At 66.2% G+C, this 15337-nt stretch carries 16 protein-coding genes and 1 tRNA gene; 10 read left to right on the top strand and 7 right to left on the bottom strand.

The genetic code is table 11. From position 1 onward, the window contains the following. Nucleotides 1–348: 348 nt before the first annotated feature. Both DMO17_RS10915 and DMO17_RS10910 read right to left on the bottom strand, forming a co-directional pair. On the bottom strand, nucleotides 349–1161 hold the full coding sequence (locus DMO17_RS10915; RefSeq protein ID WP_110682516.1) for a c-type cytochrome: 813 nt from the start codon (nucleotides 1159–1161) through the stop codon (nucleotides 349–351). Continuing rightward, entirely contained in the window at nucleotides 1146–1532 is a 387-nt protein-coding gene (locus DMO17_RS10910; protein ID WP_110682515.1) for a rhodanese-like domain-containing protein, read from the bottom strand. The genes DMO17_RS10915 and DMO17_RS10910 overlap by 16 nt, the downstream gene beginning before the upstream one ends. A 603-nt stretch (nucleotides 1533–2135) precedes the next feature. On the opposite strand from DMO17_RS10910, the gene DMO17_RS10905 reads away from it, so the two are divergent. From DMO17_RS10905 to DMO17_RS10895, 3 genes are all read left to right on the top strand, one after another. Next, complete coding sequence (locus tag DMO17_RS10905; RefSeq protein ID WP_110682514.1) at nucleotides 2136–3341, top strand: acetyl-CoA C-acetyltransferase; 1206 nt, start codon at nucleotides 2136–2138, stop codon at nucleotides 3339–3341. Nucleotides 3342–3357: 16 nt separating this feature from the next. Beyond that, entirely contained in the window at nucleotides 3358–5502 is a 2145-nt protein-coding gene (locus DMO17_RS10900) for a 3-hydroxyacyl-CoA dehydrogenase NAD-binding domain-containing protein (RefSeq protein ID WP_110682513.1), read from the top strand. A 108-nt stretch (nucleotides 5503–5610) separates the two neighbouring features. Then, on the top strand, nucleotides 5611–6384 hold the full coding sequence (locus tag DMO17_RS10895) for a substrate-binding periplasmic protein (RefSeq protein WP_110682512.1): 774 nt from the start codon (nucleotides 5611–5613) through the stop codon (nucleotides 6382–6384). 6 nt (nucleotides 6385–6390) lie between these two features. Here DMO17_RS10895 and ptrC read toward each other — a convergent pair whose 3' ends face one another. Beyond that, nucleotides 6391–6600 (bottom strand): type III secretion system co-regulatory protein PtrC, encoded by a 210-nt coding sequence (ptrC, locus tag DMO17_RS10890; protein ID WP_110682511.1) that lies wholly within the window; start codon nucleotides 6598–6600, stop codon nucleotides 6391–6393. A gap of 333 nt (nucleotides 6601–6933) precedes the next feature. Between ptrC and DMO17_RS10885 the strand changes: the two genes are divergently transcribed. Continuing rightward, entirely contained in the window at nucleotides 6934–7665 is a 732-nt protein-coding gene (locus DMO17_RS10885) for an amidotransferase (protein WP_110682510.1), read from the top strand. A 52-nt stretch (nucleotides 7666–7717) separates the two neighbouring features. On the opposite strand, the gene DMO17_RS10880 is transcribed toward DMO17_RS10885, so the two are convergent. The 3 genes from DMO17_RS10880 to DMO17_RS10870 form a co-directional block, all read right to left on the bottom strand. Further along, the gene (locus DMO17_RS10880) at nucleotides 7718–8689 is read right to left on the bottom strand and encodes a magnesium and cobalt transport protein CorA (protein ID WP_110682509.1); all 972 of its coding nucleotides are present in this window, start codon (nucleotides 8687–8689) and stop codon (nucleotides 7718–7720) included. 64 nt (nucleotides 8690–8753) lie between these two features. Beyond that, nucleotides 8754–9476 (bottom strand): 1-acylglycerol-3-phosphate O-acyltransferase, encoded by a 723-nt coding sequence (locus tag DMO17_RS10875; protein ID WP_110682508.1) that lies wholly within the window; start codon nucleotides 9474–9476, stop codon nucleotides 8754–8756. Nucleotides 9477–9648: 172 nt separating this feature from the next. Then, entirely contained in the window at nucleotides 9649–10338 is a 690-nt protein-coding gene (locus tag DMO17_RS10870) for a crotonase/enoyl-CoA hydratase family protein (protein WP_110682507.1), read from the bottom strand. A gap of 193 nt (nucleotides 10339–10531) precedes the next feature. Here DMO17_RS10870 and DMO17_RS10865 point away from each other — a divergent pair, with 193 nt between their 5' ends. Further along, a complete protein-coding gene (locus DMO17_RS10865) occupies nucleotides 10532–10738 on the top strand; it encodes a hypothetical protein (RefSeq protein ID WP_110682506.1) in 207 nt (68 codons plus the stop codon). 92 nt (nucleotides 10739–10830) lie between these two features. Beyond that, nucleotides 10831–10920 (top strand) — tRNA-Ser (locus DMO17_RS10860). Nucleotides 10921–11016: 96 nt separating this feature from the next. On the opposite strand, the gene arsB is transcribed toward DMO17_RS10860, so the two are convergent. Further along, nucleotides 11017–12096, bottom strand: a complete 1080-nt coding sequence (arsB, locus tag DMO17_RS10855; protein ID WP_110682505.1) for an ACR3 family arsenite efflux transporter — start codon at nucleotides 12094–12096, stop codon at nucleotides 11017–11019. A gap of 107 nt (nucleotides 12097–12203) precedes the next feature. Between arsB and DMO17_RS10850 the strand changes: the two genes are divergently transcribed. From DMO17_RS10850 to DMO17_RS10835, 4 genes are all read left to right on the top strand, one after another. Beyond that, the gene (locus DMO17_RS10850) at nucleotides 12204–12986 is read left to right on the top strand and encodes a metalloregulator ArsR/SmtB family transcription factor (protein ID WP_110682504.1); all 783 of its coding nucleotides are present in this window, start codon (nucleotides 12204–12206) and stop codon (nucleotides 12984–12986) included. Nucleotides 12987–13082: 96 nt separating this feature from the next. Next, nucleotides 13083–13796: an arsenical resistance protein ArsH gene (gene arsH / locus DMO17_RS10845; RefSeq protein WP_110682503.1), complete on the top strand. Its 714-nt coding sequence runs from the start codon at nucleotides 13083–13085 to the stop codon at nucleotides 13794–13796. Nucleotides 13797–13814: 18 nt separating this feature from the next. Then, the gene (locus tag DMO17_RS10840) at nucleotides 13815–14315 is read left to right on the top strand and encodes a cyclin-dependent kinase inhibitor 3 family protein (RefSeq protein WP_110682502.1); all 501 of its coding nucleotides are present in this window, start codon (nucleotides 13815–13817) and stop codon (nucleotides 14313–14315) included. Between the two features lie 13 nt (nucleotides 14316–14328). Beyond that, nucleotides 14329–15333 (top strand): ArsJ-associated glyceraldehyde-3-phosphate dehydrogenase, encoded by a 1005-nt coding sequence (locus DMO17_RS10835; protein ID WP_110682501.1) that lies wholly within the window; start codon nucleotides 14329–14331, stop codon nucleotides 15331–15333. The last annotated feature ends 4 nt before the right edge of the window (nucleotides 15334–15337 follow it).

The following is a 15337-nucleotide window of genomic DNA, read 5'->3' as shown; positions in this document are numbered from 1 at the left end:
TCCCCAGGCAGCCAGGAGACCCGCAGAAAATAAGCTGGAGCAGAACAGGGTTGTCAGGTGCGCCCAAGTAAAAGCTACGCAATCGCTTTGTGAGTTGCTGGGGCATAGCCTGAAAAATGCTGCATTCGGTACTGTCGTATCGAGATAGGCCAGCAGAGCTAACGACGCAGCTACTAAGGCGATGGCCGCAAGTATCGCGGCTACAAGTAGCAAGGTGGCAATAGTCAGCTTGTTCAACACGGTTGGCATTTCAAATCCCTTTTCTGGTGTCCTAAGGGCAAGACCTTTTGGCTTGTAAAAGACTTAGCTGTAGCAGAGAAGGCTGTCTTTTCATGCTCAGCGGTAATGCTACTTGTGGTGGCCTTTCCGCCCCGCCATATGCCCCAAATACCCAATCAACTCCCCCAACTCCCTATCACTCAAAACCGCCTCACTAAACCCCGGCATCCGCCCCTGCGGCCACCTCCGCAGGCTCTGCGGGTCCCGAATGTACTGCCGCAAAAAATCCCCCGCGAAATACTCCGTCGGGTTATGCGGAATATTCAGATCGGGCCCGAACTGCGAATCCCCAGCGCCATTCAGGCGGTGACAGGCCAGACAGTTCTTCTGGAACACCGCAAACCCGGCCTGCACCTCGGCACTGGCATCCGCCGCCGGCAGCAGCGCCGGGAAGCGCTGCGCCACCGGCGCCAGCAGGCGGAAAGTGGAAACCTGGAACGGCCACTGCTCCGGGCCGATCTGCGCCGCCTCGGGGTTCTGCCACACCAGGTAGAAGGGGCCGGCGCTGGGCTTGTTCTTGGACAGCGCCGGCCAGGGCTGGGCCGGGTCTTCCACCGCCAGCCAGGCGCGGGCGCCCTTGGTGCTGAGCAGTGGGGCGGCGGGCAGTTCGGCGGCGAAGCCATCCAGGGCCACGGCCTGCAGGTGGTCGCCGGGCTGCACGCCGTCGAGCAGGGCGACCAGCGGCACGGCGCGGTACTGCATGGCGCGCTTGTAGGCCACGTCGGCGGCGATCTCGATCTGCTGCGCCTGCGGGTGGCTCAGCAGTTGTTCGGTGCTCCAGCTGCGGCTGCCCTGCGGCAGTTCCAGCTTGAGTTCGGCGGCGTGGGCAAAGGGAGCGAGCAGGGCGGCGCCCAGCAGCAGGCGGCTCAACAGTTGGTGCATGCGGGGCCCTCGCTCTGGTTGTCGCGGGCCAGCTTGAACTGGTCGTAGCCGCCGGCGTTGATCACCTGGGTGTAGCCCAGCGCCTGCAGCTCGTCTTGGGCGATGCTGGAACGGCGGCCGCTGCGGCAGTAGAGGACCACCGGGGTGTTCTTGTCCGGCGCCACTTCGGCGATGCGCGCGGCGATGTCGCCGTGGGGAATCAGGGTGGCGCCGGGCAGGGCGCCGCTTGCGAATTCGTCCGCGGTGCGCACGTCAATCAGCACGGCGCCGGGCTGGGCCAGGGCGTGCAGGGCGGCGGTGGAGTCGATGTCGCCGGCCTGGGCGGCCAGCGGGCTCAGCGCAAGGCCGAGGCAGAGCAGGAAATGGCGCATGGCAAAGACCTCGTGAGGCGTTCAAGGCTCACGCTAGCACAGTCTCTGCGGGGGTTGTTCCGTGGCCCGAGCGCTACGGCATCGGGCCACGGCGGAGAAGAATGATCAGCCGACCAGACGAGTCACGTTGGGCAGGATCAGGATGACGGCGGTGGCAAGGACGATCAGGGTCGCCTGCCGGTACTTGGCTTGTTTGAACATGATGCTACTGCCTTTGTTCTTGTTGGTGTTTTGGCCAGTGGCCTGCAGAGCTTCGCAGGACGGGGCCTGGCACCGTGGCGCGGACAAAAAAACCGCCCCGGCAGAACCCGGCGGCGGCACCTTGCACGGTTAATCCTAGGGGCCTCGTCACACTCAGCTTAGACAACTTCGTTTCTAGCGCGGCATCGGCAGAATCACGTAGTTATTGCCTGGGGCCTTTCCCCGAGGCGCGGCCCCTGAGCCAGACAGCTCGCGGCCTGGCGCGGGATGCGCAGTGGCTGGACGACCGCTCGTCTGAGCCCAACGGTCAATGGGCCTGAGCGCATCGGTCATTGAGTCCACTGGGCACGGGATTAAGGTTAGGCCATCCGGCATCCGCCGTTGCCATGTACCGAGGACGTCATGACCGAAGCTTATATTTTCGACGCCGTGCGCACCCCGCGCGGCAAGGGCAAGAAGGACGGCGCGCTGTACAGCGTCAAGCCGGTGGACCTGGTGGTCGGCCTGCTCAAGGCCCTGGAGCAGCGCAACCGCCTGGACACCGCCCAGGTCGACGATGTGGTGCTGGGCTGCGTGACCCCGGTGGGCGACCAGGGTGCCGACATCGCCAAGACCGCCGTGCTGGCCGCCGACTGGGCCGAGTGCGTGGCCGGCGTGCAGCTCAACCGCTTCTGCGCCTCGGGCCTGGAGGCGGTGAACATGGGCGCGATGAAGGTGCGCTCGGGCTTCGAGGACCTGGTGGTGGTCGGCGGCGTCGAGTCCATGTCGCGCATCCCCATGGGCTCGGACGGCGGCGCCTGGGCCATGGACCCGGCGACCAACCTGCACACCAACTTCGTGCCGCAGGGCGTGGGCGCGGACCTGATCGCCACCCTCGAAGGCTTCAGCCGCAGCGACGTCGACAGCTTTGCCCTGCGCTCGCAGCAGAAGGCAGCGCGCGCCAGCAAGGATGGCTCGTTCGCCAAGTCGCTGATCCCGGTCACCGACCAGAACGGTATCGTCCTGCTTGATCACGACGAATTCATCCGCGGCGATTCCACCCTGGAGGGCCTGGGCAAGCTCAAGCCGAGCTTCGAGATGATGGGGCAGATGGGCTTCGACGCCACCGCCCTGCGCAAGTACTCGCACGTCGAGCGCATCGAGCACGTGCACACGCCGGGCAACAGCTCCGGCATCGTCGACGGCGCGGCGCTGATGCTGATCGGCTCCGAAGCCAAGGGCAAGGAGCTGGGCCTCAAGCCGCGTGCGCGCATCGTCGCCACCGCGGTGACCAGCACCGACCCGACGATCATGCTCACCGGCCCGGCGCCGGCCACGCGCAAGGCGCTGGCCAAGGCCGGGCTGTCGGTGGAGGACATCGACCTGTTCGAGGTCAACGAGGCGTTCGCCTCGGTGGTGATGAAGTTCATGAAGGACATGGGCGTGCCGGAGAGCAAGGTCAACGTCAACGGCGGCTCCATCGCCATGGGCCACCCGCTGGGCGCCACCGGCTGCGCCATTCTCGGCACCCTGCTCGACGAGCTGGAGAAGCGCGAGTTGCGCTACGGCCTGGCCACGCTGTGTGTCGGTGGCGGCATGGGTATCGCGACGATTATTGAAAGAGTTTGAGGCGGAGATAAGAAAAATGACTGACGCCATCCGTTACGAAAAGGGCCAGGACAATATCGTCGTCCTGACCATCGACATGCCCGGCCAGAGCGCCAACACCATGAACGCGGTGTACCGCGAGGCCATGGGCCAGACCGTGGCGCGCCTGGAAGCCGAGAAGGACGCCATCGCCGGGGTGATCATCACCTCGGCGAAGAAGACCTTCTTCGCCGGCGGCGACCTCAATGAGCTGATCAAGGTCACCAAGGCCGACGCCAAGCCGTTCTACGACATGATCCTCACTATCAAGGGCCAGCTGCGCCGCCTGGAGACCCTGGGCAAGCCGGTGGTGGCCGCGATCAACGGCGCCGCCCTGGGCGGTGGCTGGGAAATCTGCCTGGCCTGCCACCACCGCATCGCCCTGGACAATTCCAGCGTGCAGCTGGGCCTGCCGGAAGTGACCCTCGGCCTGCTGCCGGGCGGTGGCGGCGTGGTGCGCATGGTGCGCCTGCTGGGCCTGGAGAAGGCCCTGCCGTACCTGGCCGAAGGCAAGAAGGTACGCCCGGATGCCGCGCTCAAGGCCGGTCTGATCCACGATATCGCCGCCACTCCGGAGGAGATGCTGAGCAAGGCGCGCGCCTGGATTGCCGCCAATCCGAGCGCCAAGCAGCCGTGGGACGTGCAGGGCTACAAGATTCCCGGCGGCACGCCGAGCTCGCCGAACGTCGCGCAGATGCTGGCCATCGCGCCGAGCGTGCTGCGTGACAAGACCAAGGGCTGCTTCCCGGCGCCGGAGAAGATCATGTGCGCCGCCGTCGAGGGCGCCCAGGTCGACTTCGACACCGCGCAGATCATCGAGGCGCGCTACTTCACCGAGCTGACCACCGGCCAGGTGGCGAAGAACATGATCGGCACCTTCTGGTTCCAGTTGAACGAGATCAACGCCGGCAGCTCGCGCCCGCAAGGCTTCCCGCAGTACGTGACGAAGAAGGTCGGCGTGCTCGGCGCCGGCATGATGGGCGCGGGCATCGCCTATGTGTCGGCCGCCGCGGGCATCGAGGTGGTGCTGAAAGACGTGTCCGTCGAGGCGGCGGAGAAGGGCAAGGCCTACTCGGCCAAGCTGCTCGACAAGAAGGTCAGCCGTGGCCACATGACGGCGGAGAAGCGCGACGCCTTCCTCGCCCGTATCAAGCCGACCGCCAGTGACGCCGACTTCGCCGGCTGCGACCTGATCATCGAGGCGGTGTTCGAGGATCGCAGTCTCAAGGCCAAGGTCAATGCCGCCGCCGAGGCTGCCGCGCTGCCCGATGCGGTGATCGCCTCCAACACCTCGACCCTGCCGATCACCGGCCTGGCCACCGCGGTGCAGAAGCAGGACAAGTTCATCGGCCTGCACTTCTTCAGCCCGGTCGACAAGATGCCGCTGGTGGAGATCATCCGCGGCGCCAGGACCAGCGACGAGACCCTGGCGCGTGGCTTCGACTACGTGCTGCAGATCAAGAAGACCCCGATCGTGGTCGAGGACAGCCGCGGCTTCTTCACCTCGCGGGTGTTCGGCACCTTCACCAACGAGGGCATCGCCATGCTCGGCGAAGGCGTCAGCGCGGCGATGATCGAGGCCGAGGCGCGCAAGGCCGGCATGCCGGTGGGCCCGCTGGCGATCAGCGACGAAGTGTCGATGAGCCTGATGGACCATATCCGCAAGCAGACCGTGGCCGACCTCGCCGCCGAGGGCAAGAGCATCCCCGAGCATCCGGCGTTCGCCGTGATCGACCTGATGCTCAAGGAATACAAGCGCCCGGGCAAGGCCGCCGGTGGTGGCTTCTACGACTACCCCGAGGGTGGCAAGAAGCACCTGTGGCCAGAGCTGAAGGCGCGCTTCGAGAAGGCCGATGCGCAGATCTCCCAGGAGGACGTGCGCGACCGCATCCTGTTCATCCAGGCGATCGAGACGGTGCGCTGCGTGGAGGAGGGCGTATTGAAGTCCGTCGCGGACGCCAATATCGGCTCGATCTTCGGCATCGGCTTCGCCGCCTGGACCGGCGGGGCGCTGCAGTTCATCAACCAGTACGGGGTGAAGGACTTCGTCGCCCGCGCCCAGTACCTGGCCGAGCAGTACGGCGAGCGCTTCCTGCCGCCGGCGCTGTTGCTGGAGAAGGCCGCGAAAGGCGAGGGCTTCTGAGTCAGAAGCATCCCTGCAACCCGCAAGACCGGCCCTCGTGGCCGGTTTTGCTTTGCGCGGGATTCTGTCAGTCTTGGCCTACAGGCCATCGGGGGAGCAGGGCGGAGCGTGAGCAGACGAAGGGAAATCGCAGCGTTACTGCTGGCGGGCCTGCTGCTGGCACACGGCCCGGCCTTCGGCGCGGACGCCCTGAACGTCTACGTCGGCCAGGGGCAGATGCCCTTCGCCGACGACAAGCCGGACAATCGCGGCCTGTTCGGCGACCTGATGGCCGAGCTGTGCCGGCGCCTGCAGCGCGAATGCCATTACCACAGCGTGCCGTGGAAGCGGGTGCAGCTGGAGGTAGCCGACGATCCCCGCGGCATAGTGCTCAACCTGGGGCGCACGGCCGAGCGCGAGCCGGGCTTCGTCTGGCTGCTGGAGGTGCTGCCGACTTCCTATGTGCTGGCCAGCCCGCGGCGCCGCTTCGACAGCCTGGGCGAGGCGCTGGCCGCCGGCCCGCTGGTGGTCATGGGCGGCACACCCAGGGCCCAGGAGGCGCTGGCGCTGAGGCAGGCCGGGCAGACGGTGGTGGAGGTGACCGATCCGCAGCAGGCGGCGCGCATGCTGCATGGCGGGCGGGTGCTGGCCTGGTATGAGATCGATCTGCGCGTGCACTACCTGTGGCGCTCGCTCGGCTATGCGGCCGATAGCATGCAGACCGGTGAGCCGGTGGCCTCGACCCTCAGCTATATCGCCGGCAGTCCGGTGCTGGCCGATGCTCCGGCGCTGGGCCAGGAGATGCGCCAGGCCTTCGCGGCGATGCGTGGTGATGGCAGCTGGCGGCGCATTCTCGCCCGTCACCTGGGCGACGAGCTGGCGGCGCGCCTGGCCATCCCCTGAGGTGGCTCAGGCGGCCAGCTTGCCGCCGTACTGCTGGCAGAGCAGGGCGTGGATATCTAGCTTCTCGCTGTGCCGGGTGGGCATGCGCAGGGTCAGCAGGCTGCCGTCGGCCATGTGCACGGCCGCTTCGGACTCGAAGTGCAGGCCGGTGTCGTCCAGGCTGACGTAGGTCACGCCGTAGCTGTTGCGGCTGGCGAAGGCTTCGGTGATGGACATGCTGGACTCCTCGGCGCCTCAGCGGCGCCCGGCGGCCGGATGGGCCTGGTGGTTGGTGGCCGCGGCACTGCTATGAAAAGCAGAGGTGGCGATCAGGCTGGCGATGGCGGCGAAGCTGCTCATGGGGTGACTCCTCTGTGGTGGGTGGGCACGGCTGCATCTTTGCCGAGCCGGCCCATCGACAGAAGTGAATGGTGGGCATGGTAGCTATCAAGGCCGCTGATGATTGCCGGATATCGCCTGAATGCCCCGTCGCTGTTGCGTTTGGTGACCCTTCGATGCACGCTAAACGTCTCTTCCACAACCCCTCGGCCGCTTCAGGTAATCCGCTCAATGTCACTGCGCATCTGCATTCTGGAAACCGATGTACTCCGCCCCGAACTGATCGACCAATACCAGGGCTACGGCCGCATGTTCGAGCGCCTGTTCGCCCAGCAGCCGCTGGCGGCGCGCTTCGAGGTGTTCAACGTGGTGCAGGGCGACTATCCGGCAGACAGCGAGCGCTACGACGCCTACCTGGTGACCGGCAGCAAGGCCGACTCCTTCGGCAGCGACCCGTGGATCCAGACCCTCAAGGACTACCTGCTGCAGCGTTACGAGAACGGCGACAAGCTGCTCGGCATCTGCTTCGGCCACCAGCTGCTGGCCCTGCTGCTCGGCGGCCGCGCCGAGCGCGCGAGCCAGGGCTGGGGCGTGGGCATCCACCGTTACGAGGTGAAGCAGCGGCCGCAGTGGATGAGCCCGGCGCTGGAGGAGCTGACCCTGCTGATCAGCCACCAGGACCAGGTCACCGCCCTGCCGGAGAACGCCACCCTGCTGGCCTCCAGCGAGTTCTGCCCGGTGGCGGCCTACTGCATCGAGGACCAGGTGCTGTGCTTCCAGGGCCACCCGGAGTTCGTCCACGACTACTCGCGTGCCTTGCTCGACATCCGCCAGAAGTGCATCGGCGAGCCGGTCTACAGCCAGGCCGTGGAAAGCCTGGTGCATGACCACCAGGGCACCGCCGTGGCCGAGTGGATGATGCGCTTCGTGGCCCAGGGCAAGAAGGGCGTGCAGGCCGCCTGAGGTCCCGGCGCGGGGTGCGCCGCGCCGCGGCCAGCCCGCGCGCCTTGGGTCGCTACAGCCAGCCCATGCGCTTGAAGTTGGCGAACAGCCCCGCGCAGCCCAGGCCGATGACGCCGAGCACGGCGAAGTAGCCGTAGTGCCAGGTGAGTTCCGGCATGTAGTCGAAGTTCATCCCGTAGATGCCCGCCACCGCGGTGGGGAAGGCCAGGATCGCCGCCCAGGCGGCGAACTTGCGTTGCGTCACGCTCTGCCGGGAGGCCTCCAGCAGAAGGCCGATCTCGATGGCGTGGTCGGCCATCTCGCGCAGCCCGGTGAGGTCTTCCAGCAGGCGGTTGACGTGGATCGCGATGTCGCGGAAGTACGGGCGCATGTGCTTGTCGATGAACGGGAACTCCAGCTGCTGCAGCTCCTTGCAGATTTCCGCCATCGGCGCGACCTGCCGGCGCAGGCGCAGCAGGTCACGACGCAGGCCGTGGATGCGTTCCACGTCGGCCTGCTGCAGCGGTCGGCCGAGTACCGTCTCCTCGATGTCTTCCAGTTCGCCGTGGATGCAGTCCAGCAGCGGCCGGTAGTTCTCGATCACGAAGGCCAGCAGGGCATAGAGCACGAAGTCCTCGCCGTGCTCCAGCAGCAGCGGGCGCGCCTCGCAGCGCTGGCGCACGGTGGAGTAGGGGGCCGAGTCGCCGTAGCGGGCGCTGATCACATAGCCCTTGCCGGCGAACAGCTGGGTCTCGACGAATTCCAGGTGGCCGTTCTGGCGGATCGGCGAGTAGAGCACCATGAACAGGGCGTCGCCGAAGATTTCCAGCTTGGGCCGGGTGTGCTGGGCGATGGCGTCTTCCATGGCCAGCTCGTGCAGGTTGAACTGCTCCTGCAGGGTGTGCAGCTGGCTGCTGTCCGGGTCGCGCAGGCCGATCCAGACGAAGTGCCCGGCCTGGCTGGACCATTGGCGGCCCTCATCGAGGGCGATATCGGCGACTTTCCTGCCACGGTGGTAGGCCGCGGCGGCAACGATCTGACCCATGGGGCGTCCTCTGCATGGCGATGGCGCAGCTTAACCCAGCGCCACCTGCCCTGCAGAGACGCTGTCAGGCCTTGGCCAGCTGTTGGTCGAGCTGCTCGATGCACTCGCGCATCACTTGCTGGCAGCGTTCCATTAGCTGCGGCAGGTCGTCCAGGGTCAGGCCCAGGGTGGGGATGGCCGGCAGCGAGCGGATCAGCACCTTGCCGCTGTTCCAGCGGTTGAGTTTGAGGCGCCCGGCATAGTTGCTGACGCACACCGGGACTATCGGCACGCCGGCGGCGATGGCCATCTGGAAGGCGCCTTTCTTGAACGGCAGCAGGCCCTTGCCGAGGTTGCGCGTGCCTTCCGGGAAGACCCAGATAGAGGTGTCGCGGCTCTGCAGGGTCTCGGTGGTCTGCAGCATGGCCTGTTTGGCCTGGCGCGCATTGCCCCGCTCGATCAGCACGTTGCCGGCCAGCCAGTAGAGCTGGCCGAAGAAGGGGATCCACTTCAGGCTTTTCTTGCCGATGCTGACGGTGCGCGGCGGCACCACGCGGCCGAGCACGTAGAGGTCGTAGTTGGACTGGTGGTTGGCGATGACCACGCAGGCCTGCTCCTGGCCGAACAGGCTCTTGACCTCCGCCTTCAGTTTCAGGCGCAGCAGGCACAGGGCCGGCAGCGAGTACAGGCGCGCGCACAGGCGGCTGTTGTCCGGGTTGAACGGGCGGCACAGGCCGAGCACCAGGCCGAGTACGCCGGCGAGGAGGAAATGCAGGCCCATCAACAACATGCGCGCGAGGAAAAGCATCGGTAGGCCTTCAGGCAGACAAAAAAGGCGCGCAGTGTACGGGCGTGCACAGCTTCGGCGCAATCGACTCCGATCAGAGGTTATTACTGGGTATTTATCCGCCGATGGCCGGCGTTCACCGCATAAAGCACGAGCCCGGCGCGGGGCCGGGCTCGTGGTGGCAAGTGTGGGGTCAGCCGAGGTGCTGCTGGTCCAGCTCGATGGCCTTGTCCAGGGTTTCCAGCAGGGCCTTGCGCACCTTCAGCTTGGTGTTCTTGTGCGCGGTCATGTTGATCTTCTTCAGCTGCTGGGCGGCAGCCACGGCAGTGGCCATCAGCTGCTCGGCCGGCACCACCTTGTCGAGGAAGCCGGCGTCCACGGCGCTCTCGGGGTTGAAGATCTCGCCGTTGATCACCGAACGGTGGAAGGCGGACTTGCGCAGGCGGTCACGGGCCAGCTCGATGCCGGCGTGGTGCATGGTCATGCCGATCTGCACTTCGTTCAGGCCGATGTTGAACGGGCCTTCCACGCCGATGCGGTAGTCGGCCGAGAGCAGGATGAAGGCGCCCTTGGCGATGGCGTGGCCCGGGCAGGCGACGATGATCGGGAAGGGGTGGGCCAGCATGCGGCGGGCCAGGGTGGAGCCGGCGGTGACCAGAGCCACGGCGTTCTGCGGGCCGGAGGTCATGACCTTGAGGTCGTAGCCTCCGGAGAGGATGCCCGGCTGGCCGGTGATGATGACCACGGCGCGATCCTGCACGGCCTGGTCCAGGGCGGCATTGAAGGCGGCGATCACGTCCGGGGAAATGGCGTTCACCTTGCCGTTGTTGAGGGTCAGGGTGGCGATGCCGTCTTCGAGTTGGTAGCTGATCAGGTCGCTCATGGCGCAAATCCTAGTGCGGAGTGGCTGGAAGTGGCGCTGACGTTACCCAGCGCGAGGCCGGGGGTAAAGCGCTTTGGCTGACCGCAGGGTCATCCGTCCGTCGGCCTTCACCTATCGGCGCCATCGGCAAGGCCAACTGGCCGCGGTAGCGGGCCGTGGCTTAGCTTGGCGGCGAACCCGAGGAGTCCCTGTCATGCCCCGCCTGCTGCCATTTTTGCTTCGGCTCGCGCCGCTGCTGTCGCTGATCGTCCTGACCCTGCTGTCCATCAGCCCCGCCAGCCACAGCCCGACCGGCGTGCTGCAGCTGTTCCTGTTCAGCCTGTTCGTCTCTATCGGCTTTCTGCTGTTTGGCGCCAGGCGCTTCGAGAAGCCGGACGTCGATACCCAGCACTCCGCATAAGCGCATGAATCGCCTGAAAAAAAGTTTGCATTCGGAAAAGCCTGCGGCTACATTAGCGCGCCTCGACGGACCAGACTGGTTCGCCGAGATCCGGTGAGGTGTCCGAGCGGTTGAAGGAGCACGCCTGGAAAGTGTGTATACGGGAAACCGTATCGAGGGTTCGAATCCCTCCCTCACCGCCAGACCCTATTGCAAAAGCCCCGAAAGCTGAAAAGTTTTCGGGGCTTTTGCGTTCTGGGTCTGCCATTCGCGGTGCGCCCGCGTTCGCTGCTTCCCCGTCAGCTGCGTGGCAGGGCGCGCTCGTACCAGGCGCGGCTGTTGTTGACCATGCGCACCAGCCAGAGCATCAGCGGGACCTCGATCAGCACCCCGACGACCGTGGCCAGCGCCGCGCCGGACTCGAAGCCGTAGAGCACAATGGCCACGGCCACCGCCAGCTCGAAGAAGTTGGACGCGCCGATCATGGTCGAGGGGCCGGCCACGTCATGCCGCACCCTGAGGCTGCGGTTGAGAAGGTAGCCCAGGGCGGCGATGAACAGCGTTTGCAGCAGGATCGGCAGGGCGAGCATGCCGATCACCAGGGGCTGTTCGATGATGGCTTTGCCCTGGAAGGAAAACAGCAGCACCAGGGTGGCCAGCAGCGCGACGATCGAGAAGGGCGAGATCTTCGCCAGGGCCCGCTCAAAGACCTCCCGGCCCCGCCCGAGCAGCCGGGCGCGCAGCAGTTGGGCGATGGCCAGCGGGATGACGATGTACATCGCCACCGAGAGCAGCAGGGTGTCCCAGGGCACCGGGATCGACGAGACGCCGAGCAGCAGGGCGACAATGGGGGCGAAGGCGAACACCATCACCAGGTCGTTGAGTGCCACCTGGGTGATGGTGAAGTTGGCATTGCCGCTGCACAGGTTGCTCCACACGAACACCATCGCCGTGCAGGGTGCGGCGCCCAGCAGGATCAGCCCCGCCATGTAGCTGTCCAGTTCCCCGGGCGGAAGCCAGTCGGCGAACAGCACCTTGATGAACAGCCAGCCGATCAGCGCCATGGAGAACGGTTTGATCGCCCAGTTGATGAAGAGGGTGACGGCCATGCCTGCCTTCTGTTCGCGCACTTCATGCAGTGCCGCGAAGTCGATCTTCATCAGCATGGGGATGATCATCACCCAGATCAGCAGGCCGACCGGGATGTTGACCTGCGCCACCTCCAGCGCACCGACCGCCTGCGCGGCCTCGGGCAAGGCCAGGCCGAGCACGGTGCCCGCCACTATGCAAAGAAACACCCACAGGCTCAGGTAGCGTTCGAAAGCGCCGAGGGGTGCGCCGGCGTTCTGTCTGGTCGCGAGTTCGCAGGGGTTGCTCATCTCTGTCGCCTGTCTCCGTTGTCTGTGCGGGGTATGCAGAACATATGCTTTACCGAATATTCGCAAAATAATATATTCGCTCCCGTTCACCTTTGACAGACATCAACATGAGCCAGAAAAAGCGTGTCCTCTTCCTCTGCGTGGCCAACTCGTCGCGCTCGCAGATGGCCGAGGCGCTGTTGCGCCACATCGACTCGGAGCACTTCGAGGCCTGCAGTGCAGGGAGCGCGCCCACGCAAGTGGATGATCGCGCCCGCAGCGCGCTGGAGCAGCTTGGCATCTCCACCGCAGGGCTGTTCAGCAAGTCCATCGAGCAGGTCGCGGGTGAGCCCTTCGACTACGTGATCACCCTGTGCGACAAGTCCGCCCTGGAATGTCTGGCCCTGCCGGGCGCCGGCGAGTACATCGCCTGGAACTTCGCCGACCCGGCGACCAGCACGCAGAAAGACGCCTACCGCAAGACCCTGCATGAGATCCACGAGCGGATAAAGATGTTCGTGCTGATCAAGAGCAAGCCCGCCCCGGCGGCCGTAGGCGGCGACCTGCTGTCGCCTACCGAGGTCTTCAAGTGTCTGGCCGACGAGACCCGCGCACGCATCGCGCTGCTCGTGACCCTGGAACAGGAACTCTGTGTCTGCGAGCTGACCGCGGCGCTCGAACAGGCCCAGCCGAAGATTTCCCGCCACCTGGCCCTGCTGCGCGGCTGCGGCCTGCTGGAGGATCGTCGCCATGGCCAGTGGGTGTACTACCGCCTGCACCCGCAGTTGCCGCAATGGGTCGGCGAGATCCTCAAGCAGACGCTCGACAGCAATGCCGAATGGCTGCGCCAGGACGTGCAGCGCCTCTGGCAGATGCGTGGGCGACCGGGGCGCAAGTTGGTCTGTGACTGAGGCCCGCGCCGTGGCTCTGCCGGCCTTGCCCGCCGTCGCGCCCAGGGGCCAAGCGCTCCGCCGCGGCCCTCTCTAACTCCCCAGGGGATGAATGCCATGCACAACGATCTGCCCAACATCGATGCCGAGCTGCTCGACCTGCCAGCGCCGGACAAGCTGGCCGTCGAGTCGGCATCGGCCCACCCGCCGCGTATCCTGCTGCTCTACGGCTCCACCCGCGAGCGCTCGTTCAGCCGCCTGCTGACCGAGGAGGCGGCCCGCCTGCTGCAGCATTTCGGCGCCGAGACGCGCATCTTCGACCCGCGCGGCCTGCCGCTGCCGGACGATGCGCCGGACAGCCATCCCAAGGTGCAGGAGCTGCGCGAGCTGATGCAGTGGTCGGAAGGCCAGGTGTGGTGCTCGCCCGAACGCCACGGCGCGATGACGGCCGTGTTCAAGGCGCAGATCGACTGGGTGCCGCTGGCCATGGGCGCGATCCGTCCGACCCAGGGCAAGACCCTGGCGGTGATGCAGGTCTGCGGTGGCTCGCAGTCGTTCAACGTGGTCAACCAGCTGCGCGTGCTGGGGCGCTGGATGCGCATGTTCACCATCCCCAACCAGTCCTCGGTGCCCAAGGCCTTCATGGAGTTCGACGCGGACGGCCGGATGAAGCCGTCCGCCTTCTACGACCGCCTGGTGGACGTGATGGAGGAGCTGGTCAAGTTCACTCTGCTGCTGCGCGACCGCTCCGACTACCTGGTCGATCGCTACTCCGAACGCAAGGAATCGGCACAAGAGCTTTCCAGGCGCGTCAACCAGCGCGCCCTCTGATCGAAGGAAACCCCCTAGATGAGCCATCCCTACGACCTGCTCGATATCCCCGGCCTGCCCGGCAAGCTGATCTTCACGCCCTGCCCAGGCACCAAGGACACTTCGCTCGCGGCGGCGCTGGCGGTGCTCAAGCAAGCCGGCGCTTCGGCGGTCATCACCCTGATGCCGCAGGCCGAGCTGGATGCCAATGGCGCCGAGCGGATTGCCCAGCACTGCGAGGCCCTGGGCCTCGCCTGGTACCACCTGCCGGTGGCCGACGAGCAGGTGCCGCAGGAGGATTTCGCCCAGGGCTGGAAGGCTTCCCGCCAGGCGATGCTCGAGCAACTGCGCGCCGGTCAGTCGCTGGCCATTCACTGCAAGGGCGGTTCCGGGCGTACCGGGCTGATCGCCGTGCGCCTCCTGATCGAGGCCGGTCTGCCCCGTGACCAGGCCATCGCCCTGGTGCAGGCCCTGCGCCCCAGGGCCATTCAACACCCCGCACACCGCGACTGGATCAACCAGTTCGACGCGACCCACTGACGGAGTCACCGACATGACCATCAAAGTAGGCATCAACGGCTTCGGCCGCATCGGCCGCCTGGCCCTGCGCGCGGCCTGGGACTGGCCCGAGCTGGAGTTCGTGCAGATCAACGATCCGGCCGGCGACGCCGCCACCCATGCCCACCTGCTGAACTTCGACTCGGTGCACGGCCGCTGGCAGCACGAGGCGGGCAGCGACGGCGACGCCGTGGTGATCAATGGCAAGCGCATCCGCGTGACGGCCAACAAGGCCATCGCCGACACCGACTGGAGCGGCTGCGACCTGGTGCTCGAAGCCAGCGGCAAGATGAAGACGGTCGCCGTGCTGCAGGGCTATCTGGAGCAGGGCGTGAAGCGCGTGGTGGTCTGTGCGCCGGTCAAGGAGCCGGGCGCGCTGAACGTGGTGATGGGCGTCAACCAGCAGCTGTTCGATCCGGCGCAGCACCGCATCGTCACGGCGGCGTCCTGCACCACCAACTGCCTGGCGCCGGTGGTCAAGGTGATCCACGAAGCGCTGGGCATCCGCCACGGTTCGATCACCACCATCCACGACCTGACCAACACCCAGAGCATCCTCGACACGCCGCACAAGGATCTGCGCCGCGCCCGCGCCTCAGGGCTCAGTCTGATCCCCACCACCACCGGCTCGGCCACGGCGATTGCTGAGATCTTCCCCGAGCTGCGCGGCAAGCTGAATGGCCATGCCGTGCGCGTGCCGCTGGCCAACGCCTCGCTGACCGACTGCGTGTTCGAGGTCGAGCGCGCGACCAGCGCCGAGGAGGTCAACGCGCTGCTCAAGGCGGCGGCCGAGGGCCCGCTGAAGAACATCCTCGGCTACGAGGAGCGCCCGCTGGTGTCCATCGACTACCGTACCGACCCGCGCTCCTCGATCATCGATGCGCTGTCGACCCTGGTAGTCAATGGCACCCAGGTGAAGGTCTACGCCTGGTACGACAACGAGTGGGGCTACGCCAACCGCGCGGTGGAGCTGGCGCGACTGGTCGGCGCGGCGGGGTAATCGG

It is taken from the genome of Aquipseudomonas alcaligenes (assembly GCF_003205495.1).
Lineage (GTDB): Bacteria > Pseudomonadota > Gammaproteobacteria > Pseudomonadales > Pseudomonadaceae > Aquipseudomonas > Aquipseudomonas alcaligenes_B.
Note: the sequence above shows the minus strand (reverse complement) of the source record. Positions and strands in the feature narration are given on the sequence as shown.